Raw genomic sequence first — 12819 nt, 5'->3', positions numbered from 1 at the left:
GCTGCGACGCGGAAATCGCGCGCCGTTGCCGCGCCCCGCAGTGCCCGCTTCCCCCGAGAACAATTATCAGTGCAGGTCACAGACTAGTGCTCTGTCGGTGTGGTCGGGGATTCGGTAAAAATCTACTCACTTAGTTTTACGTGATGCATATTGTCTTCAACGAGACCCCAGCCGGGGCGATTCCATCGCAAATTCCGGTGACCGGGGCAGCTAATTAGGCGCCGTACGGATTCCGGTCCCTCTCTATGCGTTGGCGGATGCGGCGGTACTCGATAATCAGCAGCACCAGGAGTAGGGCCATGATGGCTAGGTAGCTCACCACAGCGCCCATCAGACCCAGCAGCTTAATCAGGATCACCGGCAGCACCACGCTTACGGCGAAACAGATCAGGTAGATCTTGGTGACGTCGCCAGCGTGGCGCAATACCGTGATGATGGCGTAGATAAAATCGATGGCCGCGGTGACGCCGCCGGCGACGACCATCAGCAGCGCCAGCGTACGGTAGCGCTCAAAGCTGAGACCGTACATAAAGCTCATGAGGGGAATACCGGGACCTGCCATAAATGCGGCGCACACGCCGGTGATGACCACGATCAGCGCCATAACGGCAACAATAATCAGGTCAAAGCGACGACGCTTGCGAGGATTAGCCCAAATGCTCGACAAGCGCAGGAGCTGCGGTTTATAGACAAATCCAATGCTCAACAGAATAGCCTGAGCTGGAAAAAACAGGGCATTAAAGTACAGCTGGTATTTGTAGGCTAGTGTTCCTTCCATCACAAACTTGGGCATGCTCTCGATAAGATTGAACAGGAATAGCGCGCCAAAGAGTGGGGCGCACTGGACAAACAGGTGGCCGACCTCGCGCAGGCTTACGCGGCGCGATTTTTCGGTCTCGAGCAGGGCGAGCGGCGCGGTGACCAGCACGAGCGAGGCGATCGCGGCGATGCCCATGGCCATGGCCGCGATGGGCATGCTACGCGTGAGGAACAGCGCCACGCTGAAGACCGCGATGACGCCGACGGAGCGTAGCGTTTGACTCATTCCAGCCAAGTAGAGCTTGTCGGCCTGCTGCAGGCGGCCTTCGTACACGTCGGCGACGCCGTCGATGACCTTATACAGGTAGACGCCCAGGCCGATCGTCGCCATCTGCGCGTCATAGCCGCGGGCGCTGCTATACATGAGGCCGCAGCCTAGGGCGAGCGCTCCGCAGATCCAACGATTGAGCTGGTAGGAGGCGAAGGAGGTTTTTTCGTCGATGTCCGAGACCTGAAAGTTGCGCACGCCGTAGTTGCACGCGATCATGATGAGCGTGCCGGTAACAAAGGCGATGGAGAACTTGCCGGCCTCCTCGGCGCCCACGAGCTGCGTCGACACAATGGTGAGCAGCGGAAACGCCATGCCCCATACGGCGGTGCCCAGGGTGTTCCAAAGATAGTCGCGACTGGTGGCGTGCTCCTCGTATTCCGCTTCCTGCATGGAGAAGCCGCCGCCGTAGACGGCGCCGAGCAGACGGTTCCACCAAGCGTTGACCATGCGGCGGACGGGGCCGGGCTTGCGATCGCGTTCGCGCCGGCGACGTGTGGCTTGGCTGCTATCGGGCCCGCCGGCGTTGCGCTGACTCAGCTCTTGGATGCGTGCGAGTTCCTCGGCAGTGTGCGAGGCAGGGAAGAGGCCGTTCTCGATGCGGCCGCCTTGGGCCTTCGCGGCGCCGTCTCTCGATGCAGCGGGGTTGGAGACGCCGTTGCGGCGGGCGATGGCGCGGCGAATGCTATCGAGGGGCGTGATGCTCAAAGCGGAGTCCTTTCTATTGCTGCGCTTTAGTATAGACGCGACGGTGTTCGCTCGTGTTTTTGAACGGATTGTTCAATAATTTCGGCGGGCGGCTGTAATTTGTCGGTAAACGTGCGGTATCCTGTTGAAGTTTTGTGACACCCCCGATGCCGCCCACGCGGTACCAAGGAGCTTCTACCTATGGACGTCGCCGCATTCTTACTGGCTCTTGTGCCGATTATTTGGCTGGTCGTGATGCTGCTGTGCTTTAAATGGCCAGCTTGGAAGGCCGCTATCGGATCGTTTGTCCTTTCGTGCTTGCTTGCCTTCGCATGGTGGCACCTGCCGGCAGCGCAGATCGCGACCGCCTCGCTCGAAGGTTTTTTGATGGCTCTGTGGCCCATCGTCCTGGTGATCATCGCCGCGGTGTTCACGTATAACCTGTGCGTTCGTACGGGCGCCATGGACGTGATCGGCAGCATGATCACCTCCATCAGCAGCGACCGCCGTCTGCTGGCGCTGCTCGTGGCTTGGTGCTTCGGTGGCTTTATGGAGGGCATGGCCGGCTTCGGTACCGCTGTCGCCATTCCCGCCGGCATGCTCGCGGGCCTGGGCTTTGAGGCCGTGCCTGCCGTGCTCATCTGCCTGCTGGCCAACGGCGTGCCCACGCCCTACGGCTCCATCGGCATCCCCACGGTGTCCGTTGCCGACCTGGTGGGTTTGGATTCCCTTCACCTAGCGACCGTTCAGCTGGTGCAGCTCGCACCGTTCTTTGTGGTGATGCCGCTATTTATTGTGCTGGTTGCGGGCCGTGTTGCCGATGACCAGGGCAATGCCGCGAGTGTGGGCGAGCGTCTGCACGGTGTTGCCGGCGTGGCGTTGCTCTCCGGCGTGTCGTTTGTCGGCGCGGCTCTGGTCGTTGCCATGTTTGTGGGCCCCGAGCTGGCCGTGGTCGTAGGATCCATCGTTTCGCTCGCGCTGACAGCTGCGCTTGCCATGCGTGCCGAGAAGTCGGGGCATCTGGACGCACGCTTTCACATGAATATCGAGGCGGGGGAGAAGCTCACCGTTAAGTCGGCGCTTTCGGCCTGGTCGTGCTTCATCCTGATCTTTGTGTTGCTGCTGGGCACGTCTAACCTGGTACCCGCCGTGCATGCTGCGCTCGCGCCGTTTGCGAGCCACGTGCAGGTGTATTGCGGTGAGAATCCCGGTACGCTTACGTTTTCGTGGATCAACACGCCAGGCGTCTGGATTTTCCTGGCGGCGTTTGTCGGCGGTGCCATTCAGGGCGCTTCGCCGCGCATGATGGGCGAGGTGCTGGTCGCGACTGTGAAGCAGATGACGCCGACGGTGATCACGATGCTTTCGGTACTGGGCTGCGCCAAGGTGATGGGCTATGCCGGCATGATTTCGTCGATCAGTGCGTTTTGCATTGCGGTCGCCGGCGGTCTCTACCCGATTCTGGCTCCGTGGATCGGCGCAGTCGGTGCGTTCGTGACCGGCTCGGGCACGTCCTCGGGCATGCTGTTTGGTCCCATTCAGAGCCAGGCCGCCACTGCGCTGGGTGTGAGCGACTACTGGATGGTCGCATTGAACGCCCTGGGCGTCGCCGCTGGTAAGATGATCTCGCCGCAGACCCTCGCCATTGGTCTTGCCGCCGTGCACGTGCGCGGTAAGGATGCCGAACTCCTGGGCGCGGTGCTGCCCTACGCTGCCGGCATGCTGGTCCTGATGAGCGCCATAGCCATGCTCGGCCAAAACCTGCCGCTGTAGTCGGCACTTAGGGACGTTCCTTATGTGCCGGCACTTTGGGAACGTCCCTAAGTGCCGGCATCCGGGGGCGCTCCTTGAATGTTGCCTGTTCAAGAGTGTTCCCAATGACTAGGCGTTTAAAAACGTCCCCAATGACTAGGCCGCTTGCCTGCGATTTTTGACCGTTGGGCGGGCTTGCCGCCCTTGCCGCAAAAACGTTTTTGCATATCGGGTACAACGGGCTTTACGTGAGTAAAGTGCGCGTCGCGTCCACGTGTCGCGTTTTTAAAGGAGGCCCCATGCCTGGTGTTACCCCTGCAGAAGTTCTGTCCAACTTTGGTATTACGCTCGTTGAAGATCCCGCCGAGAATCAACCCCGTCTGCTGGTGGACCTGCCGGCGGCAGAGCTTGTCGAGCACGCTATTCGTCGCAAAGAGGGCCGTATGGCTTCTAATGGCGCGCTCGTGATCGAGACGGGGGAGCGCACTGGTCGTTCGCCCAACGATCGTTTTATCGTTGACACCCCCGATGTTCACGACAAGATCGCCTGGGGTGCGGTCAACCGCCCACTGTCCGTCGAGAGCTATGAGGCCATCAAGGCCGGCATCGTCGACTATCTCAACGAGCGCGACGTGTTCGTCACGCGCGGCATGGCGGGCGCTGACCGCAACCACACGCGTCGCCTGCTTGTTGCCTGCGAGCGTGCCAGCCAGGCACTCTTCATTAAGCAAATGCTCGCCCGTCCGCTCGCCCGCGAAATCGCGCGCACCGGCGAGCCCGACTTCTGCGTGCTCGCAGCGCCCGGTTACCAGTGCGATCCTGCCATCAAGGGCCTCAACTCCAGCGCCGCCGTGGTCATCAACTTCCAGGAACGCGTGATTCTGGTCGCCGGCACCGGCTACTCCGGCGAGATTAAAAAGTCGATCTTTAGCGTCATGAACTATCTGCTGCCCGTCGAGGATGACGTACTGCCCATGCATTGCTCGGCCAGCATGGATCCCGTCACGCACGAGACCGCGATTTTCTTTGGCCTGTCCGGCACGGGCAAGACCACGCTTTCTGCCAACCCTACGCGCCTGCTGATCGGCGACGACGAGCACGGCTGGTCCGACATGGGCATCTTCAACATCGAGGGTGGCTGCTACGCAAAATGCGAGGGCCTGGACGCCTTCCACGAGCCCGAGATCTTCAACGCCGTCCGTTTTGGCGCCATTTGCGAAAACGTGGTGCTCGACGAGAACCGCAAGCCCAACTACGACGACATCTCGATCACGCACAACACGCGCGTGGCCTATCCCGTGGAGCACATTCCTAACGCGTGGACTAAGGGCATGGGCACCACTCCGAGCGTCGTGCTGTTTTTGACCTGCGACGCCTTTGGCGTGCTGCCGCCCATCTCGCGCCTGACGGCCGATGCCGCCATGTACCACTTTGTGACGGGCTTTACGGCTAAGATTCCCGGCACCGAGGTCGGCGTCACCGAGCCCACGCCCACGTTCTCTTCGCTGTTCGGCGAGCCGTTTATGCCGCTCGACCCCATGGTTTACGCCAAGATGCTTGGCGAGCGCATTGCCGACGGCCGCACACGCGTGTACCTGGTCAACACCGGCTGGATTGGCGGCGGCTACGGCGTGGGTCATCGCATCGAGCTGGCCTACACGCGCTCGCTGGTCGCACGCGCCCTCGACGGCACCATCGAGGATAGCGAGTTCGTGCACGACGACATCTTTAACGTCGACATTCCCACGACGTGCCACGGCGTGCCCGATGGCATCCTGGTGCCGCGCCAATACTGGCAGAGCACCGCGCGCTACGACGAGGCCGCGCACAACCTGGCGGTGATGTTCGAGGAGAACTTCGAGAAGAAGTACTCGCACCTGCCCGAGTCCGTCAAAGCCGCCGGCCCGCACGCCCAGGTGTCCGCCGAGGCCCGTCATCGCGGCCGCGGCCTGCTGGGACTCCGCCACTAGCTTCGCCGTTAGTCCATATCCACCACAAAGGGGACAGGCACCTTTGTGGTGGTTTTGCTCGTGTGGATGACTCGGGTTACAATACGCCTGACATATCGTCCCCTTCTCCGGATGGGGACAGCGCAAGCGTTCTTGTGACGGCACCGTTGGACTTTGAAGGTGGCCGTTGTGAGGGCACTTTTTGTTTAGGCGCCCTCACTCGGGCGCGCACAATGAAGGGAGAGCGTATGAAGAGCTTTATTGCCGAGGATTCATTCTGGGAGCTGTTTCCGCAGGCAGCGGTCGGTGTTGTGGTCGTGGAGGGCATGAAGCCCACGGCTCAGATTCCTCAAGAGGACGTGGATGCGATTGCGGCGTTGCTCGACCGCGCCAATATCGATGCGGAGCGTCATCTGACCAGCGATACTATCAGCGAGAACGCACCGGTCAAGGCATGGCGCGAGGCCTATCGTCTGTTCAAGACCAAAAAGGGCGCGCGTTGCTCAATCGAGAACCTGCTCAAACGCGTGCTCAAAGGCAAGCCGGTGGGCCACATTGCGCCCGCGGTGGACATCTACAACACGGTGTCGTTGACCTACGCGCTGCCCGTCGGAGGCGAGGACCTACATGCGATCGAGGGAGACCTTCGCCTGAAGGTGACCGACGGTGGCGATGCGTTCTGGCCGCTTGGCGAGGAGGCGGACGATCCGACGCTGCCCGGCGAGCTCGCCTACATCGATGATGCGGGCGCCGTGTGCCGCTGCTGGAACTGGCGCGACGGCGTTCGAACGGCGCTGTCCGATGATTCGGCCGATGCGTTCCTGGCGATTGAGTGCGTGGAGCCCGAGCGGATGGGGGATTGCCAGGCTGCCGTTGATCGTCTCGCCGAGTTGCTCGAGCGTTATCTGGGCGCTACGGTTGTCGTTAAGACGCTTGTGACCCGCGACAATCCCTGCGTGGAGCTGTAGCGACGCCTGCGGATCATGTTCGCCGGCCCAAACCACCACAAAGGTGCCTGTCCTCTTTGTGGTGGTTTTTATGTTGATGGGTTAACAAATAGGGCGTGCAGGGCTGCCGGCCGTTAAGTACGGCTAAGATGTTTACCCGTTAGCATTATGCAAGCGAAAGGCGGTCGTCTCCCATGCAGCAGAACGACGAGACACGTTTCGAGGACTTTGTCGGACTGATCAGTGGGCTCTACAAGGAGATCCAGCGCATTAAGACATCCGAGGGCGCAAGGCTGGGCCTCAAGGGCTCCGACGTGATGTGCCTGTACTATCTTGAGCGCAGCAAGGACGGCCTGACTGGCGCTGACCTGGCTCGCATGGCAGGCGTGACCCGCGCCGCCGTCTCGCGTACGCTCGCGCATCTGGAGGAGGGCGGCTACGTCGAGGTCGATGATTCGGGCGATGCCGCCGTTAAGTATCGTGCTCCGGTGCGCCTGACCGCTCTGGGCGGCGAGAGCATGAGCGAGGCGGACCGCATCATTCGCGAGGTGCTCGATACCACCGGTAAGGCTATGGGTGTGGAGCAGCGCGAGCAGATGTATGCGTCGCTGCGTACGATTCTCAACACCCTGCGCGAGCTGTAGGGCCGCCAAGGCTTTTGCTTCCAATTAACAACTGCATAGTCCTGTTTGAGCGCGTATACCGTGCCGGGGCCTTGCTGTCAAAATTCCCTGCGCGGGACCTGCGCAAGAAAGGATTCGCTATGTCCGTCCGCATTATTACCGATTCCGCAAGCGATATGTCGCCGGCCGAGCACCCGGCACTGGCCGTTTTGCCGCTGTCCGTCACCTTTGGCACCGATGTGTACATGGATGGCATCGACATCGATCACCAGCGCTTTTACGAGATGCTCGTGGAGCGCGATGAGCTGCCCAAGACCGGCCAGGTCAACCCGTACGCGTTTTCGCAGGCCATCTCCGAGGTTCGTGAAGCCGGCGATGAGGCTGTGATTATTACCGTGGGCGCTAAGCTATCAGGCACCAATCAGAGTGCCCGTACCGCACTTGCCGAGGCGCCAGGTGGCGACGTGTTCGTGGTAGACAGCAACAACGTCACCCTGGGCGAGCGCGTCCTGGTCGAATATGCGCTGCGCTTGGTGGACGAGGGCCGCAGTGCATCTCAGATCGCGGCGGCTGTCGAGGCCGTGCGCGACCGTGTGGTGGTTATCGGCCTGCTCGAGACGCTGGAGTATCTGGTGCGCGGCGGTCGTCTGTCTGCTGCGGCCGGCGCCGTGGGCACGCTGCTCAACGTAAAGCCCGTGGTGGCTGTCGAGGACGGTCTGATCGTGCAGCTGGGCAAGGCGCGCGGTTCCAAGAACGGCCGCAACCTGCTGAACCAAAAGGTCGAAAAGGCGGGCGGCATCGACTTTTCCATGCCGCTGGCGCTCGGCTATACGGGTCTTTCGGATGCGGTGCTCAAGAAGTATATCGAGGACAGCGCTGCGCTGTGGGCTGGTCACACCGAGGGCGAACTGCCCGTTCACACCATTGGCGCCACCATCGGTACCCACGTAGGCCCCGGCGCCGTAGCCGTAGCCTTCTTCCATCCCGCCAACTAACCGATCTGCCATAAACCACCACAAAGGGGACAGGCACCTTTGTGGTGGTTTATGCTTTTCCGGGTGGAAGGGAGCGAGCAATGGCGTCTGAGGGCTTTTTTGAACGGGTGTACGAGGTGGTCGAGCAGATTCCCGAGGGGATGGTCGCCACCTACGGTCAGGTGGCGCTGCTCGCCGGTCGTCCGCGGAGTGCGCGGTACGTGGGCTACGCGCTGCACAGCAATCCGCGCCCCGGCGAGATTCCCTGTCACCGCGTGGTGTTTGCCGACGGCCGTATCTGTGAGGGCTTTGCCTTTGGCGGGCCCGATGCTCAACGTGAGCTTCTGCTGGGGGAGGGTGTGGCGTTTAAGGACGACATGCACGTCGACTTGGCCGCCTGTCGCTGGCCTGCCGGACTCTAGCGGCTCTGCCGTGGTCAAAACCACCACAAAGGTGCCTGTCCCCTTTGTGGTGGTTTTCCGTTGCAGGTTTACCGGAGCTAACTTATGGAGAAGGTATGGCGGCGCATATTGACGCTAGAAAGTAAACCACGGTGAACTATATTGGTTTCAGCAACGGAGCAGGCAATAGGCGATGAAAAAGCCTGCCCTGTTGAGTTTGATTCGCATTCCTCCCCTCTGTGCGATTCAACGGTGTACTTCGGGAACAGGCCCGCTGGCAACTAACTGCCAGCGGGCCTGTTCCTGTTTGTCGGGGAGTGCGATGGACGGAGCCGAAGCGGTCCGGCTCCAAAAAAGGCGGACGCCGTAGCGCCCGCCCTATAGCAATCGAAAGCTCAAGCCAGCAGATCGGTCTAGTACACCATGCCCATGGCGTCCTGAACCTCGGCCAGGGTCTGCTCGGCGATCTCGTTGGCGCGACGGTTGCCCTCATGCAGGACGTCCTTCACATAGTCCAGATCGTTCTCGTAGCGCTGGCGACGCTCGCGGATCGGTGCGAAGTACTCGTTGACGGCCTCGGTCACGTACTTCTTGAGCTGGCCGGAGCCTCCCATGCCAATCTCCTCGGCAATTTCGACCTCGGAACGGCCGGTGCAGATGGCGGCCGTCGAAAGCAGGCCAGACACGCCGGGGCGGTTCTCGGGGTCGAACGTGATCATGCGCTCGGAGTCGGTCTGGCTCTTCTTGATGCGCTTGGCCGTCTCCTCGGCGGTCATCGAAATATTGATGGCGTTGCCGTAGCTCTTGCTCATCTTGCGACCGTCCAGGCCCGGCAGCAGCGGGGTCTCGGACAGCAGCGCGTCGACCTCGGGGAACACCTTGCCGTAGCGGTTGTTAAAGCGGCGAGCGATGGTGCGGGTAAGCTCGATGTGCGGCAGCTGGTCGCGACCGACGGGCACCACGTTGCCCTTGCAGAACAGGATGTCGCAGGCCTGATGTACCGGGTAGGTGAGCAGAAGACCGGTGAGCTCGTGGCCCGAGGCCTCCATCTCGGCCTTGACCGTGGGGTTGCGCGCCAGCTCGGCCTCGGACACCAGCGACAGGAACGGCAGCATGAGCTGGTTGGCGGCGGGCACGGCGGAGTGCGCGTAGATCATGGTCTTGTCGGGGTCGATACCGCAGGCAAGGTAGTCCATGACCATGTTGTACACGTTGTCCTGGATGTGCTCGGTGGTGTCGCGGTCGGTGATGACCTGGTAGTCGGCGATGAGTACGTTGGTCCTGGCGCCCATGTTCTGCAGCTCCACGCGGCCCTTGAGGGTGCCAAAGTAGTGACCCAGGTGCAGACGGCCGGTGGGGCGGTCGCCGGTAAGCATGGTGAACTTCTCGGGCGTCTTGGCCAGGCCCTCGCGAATGGCGTTGCTCTTTTGCAGCGCGACTTCGTAGCTGTTCTCGTTTGGCATGATTGCTCCTAACGTATGTTCATGGGTCAAGATGATAACGCGTTTATTGGAGGGGCGGGGCGTAAGTAGGCGAGGGGCGGGAGAGGGGTGGCTTGTGCGATGGGCGCGGCGCGGCCGCGCTTGGCCAACGGTGCCTTGGCACATCCTCGGCAGCTTGCCCTAGAGCTTGTGGTGGCGCTCTTCCTTACGTTCCTCAGCTGCCTGCTCCTCCTGCTTAAAGGCGGGGTCGTCGGGGGTGACGAGCTCGTCCTCGTGCGTGCGCTTGTTGTAATGGTGGCGCAGCACGGGCTCAAACAGATGTAGATGCTTGGCAAAGGCCGCCGAGCCAATGGCGAGCACGGTAAAGATGAGCACGCGCATGGGCACCTCGACCTGGTTAATCGCGGCGGCGCCGGCCGAAAGCATGATGCACCAGGCATAGATGAGCAGCACAGCCTGTTTTTGGTTGTAGCCTTCTTGGATCAGGCGGTGGTGGATGTGGCCCTTGTCGGCCTGCCCGATGCTAATGTGGGCGCGCTTGCGGCGCACGATGGCGCTAAACGTGTCGATGATAGGCACGCCGGCAACGATGAGCGGGATGATAAGCGAGGTGAGTGCGGCGGTGCGGCTCACGTTGAGCAGCGAGATGGAGCCCAGCGCAAAGCCCAGAAGCAGCGACCCCGAGTCGCCCAAGAAGATGCTTGCGGGGTTGAAGTTGTAGCGCAAAAAGGCCAGACAGGCGCCAAAGAGCGCAATGGAGAGCGCGGCGGCGTCGATGCGGCCCGAGAGAACGGCCATCGAAAACATGGTGAACGACGCGATGCCGCAGATGCCCGTGGCCAAGCCGTCGAGGCCGTCGATGAGGTTAATGATGTTGGTGAATGCCACCAGATAGATTACGGTGATGGGGTAGGCGAGCCATCCGAGCATGATCTCGCCGGGAGCAAACGGGTTGACGATGACGCCGATTTTTAGGCCGCCCATGCAGGCGATAAGCGCGGCGAGGACCTGTCCGGCCAGCTTTTGCTTGGGCGTGAGCTGGAAGACGTCGTCGATAGCGCCGGTCGCAAAGATGACGGTAAAGGAGAGCGCCAGCATGGGATAGCTAATGTGAAGGCGCGGGTGCGGCACCAGGACGGGTGGCCAGCCTAGGTACCAGGTGCCTAGGATTTGCACAATGCAGGCAACGACCAGGCCCAAAAACACCGCCGTTCCGCCCAAACGCGGGATGGGCTTGGTGTTGATGCGGCGCTTAGAAGGATAGTCGACGGCATCGAGCTTAATTGCCAAGCGCTTGACCAGGGGCACCGCGAGGAAGGTCGTGATAAAAGCCGCCGCTGCCACGCATAGGTACGGTATGTAGCTCGGGGATGAAGCCATGAATCTAAAAACCGCCAAGCGTCGAAGGAAAAGGTCAAAGGTTGCTACGCGGAAATGGCATAGCTGTCCCATGATACTCGACCGAGGGGGGTGCGGAGGTTTGCACCGTGCGATTATCACGCGCATACCAGATATTGGAATGTTGTCGATGGCTTGTCGGGATGCCGGCGGGGATCCATATGGACTGTATGGTGATTTTCGGCAAAAGAAAACCACCCCCCACGTTACGAAAATGAACCCACCTAAAACAGGTGGGTGCCCTCATCGACTGTTCCAGCGTCCTTAACAACGAAGGATACCTGTACTAGGCACGACTGTGTGGGCTCCCTAAATAAACGCGACGGTTCACCCAGTTGCTCCGCGGGGGGCGGAATACCTACATCATAAAGCGGCACTTTATCGATTCCAGTCTTGACATTACAAAAATCGTGTCGGACGATTACGGCGCCTTAGGGACGGAGCCGTCTACCCGGTCTGGCCCTTTACGTTTGAGCTGCTGAATCGTTGTTTTGGAGCATGTTTTTATGCCGACGTCGTTGACCGAACTTTTTTCGCCCGCCTGCCATTTGTGTCCGCGCCGTTGCGGTGCGGCGCGCGATGAGGGCGCGCGCGGCGTATGCGGTGCTAACGACACGCTCAGGGTGGCCCGCGCGGCGCTTCATATGTGGGAGGAGCCGCCTATCTCGGGCGAGGCCGGTTCGGGCACGATCTTCTTTAGCGGTTGCTCGCTTAAATGTATCTACTGCCAGAACCACGAGATCTCGACCGGCAATTTTGGCCTTGAGATTTCGCCTGAGCGCCTGGTCGAGATTATGCTGGAACTGCAGGACCAGGGTGCCAACAACATCAATTTGGTGACGGCGACGCACTATGCGCACCTGTTGCCTGCCGCGATTGCCGCGGCACGGGCGCGCGGGCTGGTCATCCCGATCGTCTACAACACGAGTGGTTACGAGCGTGCGAGTGCCGTGGCGGCGCTGGGCGACCTGGTCGATGTGTGGCTCACCGACTTTAAATATGCCGATGCCGGGCTTGCGCAGTCGCTTTCCCATATTAAGGACTACCCGCGCGTGGCCGTGTCGGGTCTGGCCCAGATGGCGCGCGAGATCGAGCGCCGCGGGGGAGAGTTGGTGGACGAGGACGGGCTCATGAAGCGCGGCATGATCGTGCGCCATCTGGTACTGCCGGGACATGCAGACGATTCGTGTCGCGTGCTGGACCTGGTGTGGCAGACGGTGGGCGATGTGCCGATCTCGGTCATGAACCAGTACACGCCCAATGCGCTCATGCGCGAGCAGGGCGGCGACCTGGCGCGTGCCGTGACACGCGAGGAGTACGAGCAGGTGCTCGACCATGCCGACGACCTGGGCTTTACGACGATGTTCTGGCAAGAAGGCGGAGCGGTAGACGAAAGCTTCACCCCGGCCTTCGACACCACCGGCGTCCTTACCAGCGCAAAGTAGCGCGCACACGGATGATTTTTCTGGGGCGGGGATTAAAAAAGGCTCTGTTAGACCAGGATTGACATACATGTGTCCCCACGGTGCCATATCGTTAGCCCCGTAGACCGCGACGGA

10 protein-coding genes are annotated in these 12819 nt (G+C 61.1%); 7 read left to right on the top strand and 3 right to left on the bottom strand.

The features are described from left to right. Nucleotides 1-214: 214 nt before the first annotated feature. Nucleotides 215-1795 carry a lipopolysaccharide biosynthesis protein gene (locus tag ABHT90_RS09720; protein ID WP_346982368.1) on the bottom strand — a complete coding sequence of 527 codons (1581 nt, stop codon included), beginning with the start codon at nucleotides 1793-1795 and terminating at the stop codon, nucleotides 215-217. A 180-nt stretch (nucleotides 1796-1975) separates the two neighbouring features. Here ABHT90_RS09720 and ABHT90_RS09715 point away from each other — a divergent pair, with 180 nt between their 5' ends. The 6 genes from ABHT90_RS09715 (at nucleotide 1976) to ABHT90_RS09690 (ending at nucleotide 8441) form a co-directional block, all read left to right on the top strand. Continuing rightward, nucleotides 1976-3547 carry an L-lactate permease gene (locus ABHT90_RS09715; RefSeq protein WP_346982367.1) on the top strand — a complete coding sequence of 524 codons (1572 nt, stop codon included), beginning with the start codon at nucleotides 1976-1978 and terminating at the stop codon, nucleotides 3545-3547. 278 nt (nucleotides 3548-3825) lie between these two features. Continuing rightward, on the top strand, nucleotides 3826-5496 hold the full coding sequence (gene pckA, locus ABHT90_RS09710; RefSeq protein ID WP_346982366.1) for a phosphoenolpyruvate carboxykinase (ATP): 1671 nt from the start codon (nucleotides 3826-3828) through the stop codon (nucleotides 5494-5496). 227 nt (nucleotides 5497-5723) lie between these two features. Further along, nucleotides 5724-6443: a B3/B4 domain-containing protein gene (locus ABHT90_RS09705; protein WP_346982365.1), complete on the top strand. Its 720-nt coding sequence runs from the start codon at nucleotides 5724-5726 to the stop codon at nucleotides 6441-6443. 173 nt (nucleotides 6444-6616) lie between these two features. Continuing rightward, a complete protein-coding gene (locus ABHT90_RS09700; RefSeq protein WP_035137250.1) occupies nucleotides 6617-7066 on the top strand; it encodes a MarR family winged helix-turn-helix transcriptional regulator in 450 nt (149 codons plus the stop codon). A 119-nt stretch (nucleotides 7067-7185) separates the two neighbouring features. Continuing rightward, entirely contained in the window at nucleotides 7186-8040 is an 855-nt protein-coding gene (locus ABHT90_RS09695; protein ID WP_346982364.1) for a DegV family protein, read from the top strand. Nucleotides 8041-8120: 80 nt separating this feature from the next. After that, entirely contained in the window at nucleotides 8121-8441 is a 321-nt protein-coding gene (locus ABHT90_RS09690) for an MGMT family protein (RefSeq protein ID WP_196022493.1), read from the top strand. Nucleotides 8442-8833: 392 nt separating this feature from the next. On the opposite strand, the gene trpS is transcribed toward ABHT90_RS09690, so the two are convergent. Both trpS and ABHT90_RS09680 read right to left on the bottom strand, forming a co-directional pair. Beyond that, the gene (gene trpS / locus ABHT90_RS09685) at nucleotides 8834-9883 is read right to left on the bottom strand and encodes a tryptophan--tRNA ligase (RefSeq protein ID WP_152067982.1); all 1050 of its coding nucleotides are present in this window, start codon (nucleotides 9881-9883) and stop codon (nucleotides 8834-8836) included. A gap of 159 nt (nucleotides 9884-10042) precedes the next feature. Beyond that, complete coding sequence (locus ABHT90_RS09680; protein ID WP_055310678.1) at nucleotides 10043-11242, bottom strand: MraY family glycosyltransferase; 1200 nt, start codon at nucleotides 11240-11242, stop codon at nucleotides 10043-10045. Nucleotides 11243-11766: 524 nt separating this feature from the next. On the opposite strand from ABHT90_RS09680, the gene ABHT90_RS09675 reads away from it, so the two are divergent. Then, nucleotides 11767-12705, top strand: a complete 939-nt coding sequence (locus tag ABHT90_RS09675) for a radical SAM protein (protein WP_346982363.1) — start codon at nucleotides 11767-11769, stop codon at nucleotides 12703-12705. Nucleotides 12706-12819 lie beyond the last annotated feature (114 nt).

This window comes from Collinsella aerofaciens (assembly GCF_039758815.1).
GTDB lineage: Bacteria > Actinomycetota > Coriobacteriia > Coriobacteriales > Coriobacteriaceae > Collinsella > Collinsella aerofaciens_BP.
This window is presented reverse-complemented; position numbering and strand designations above follow the sequence as displayed.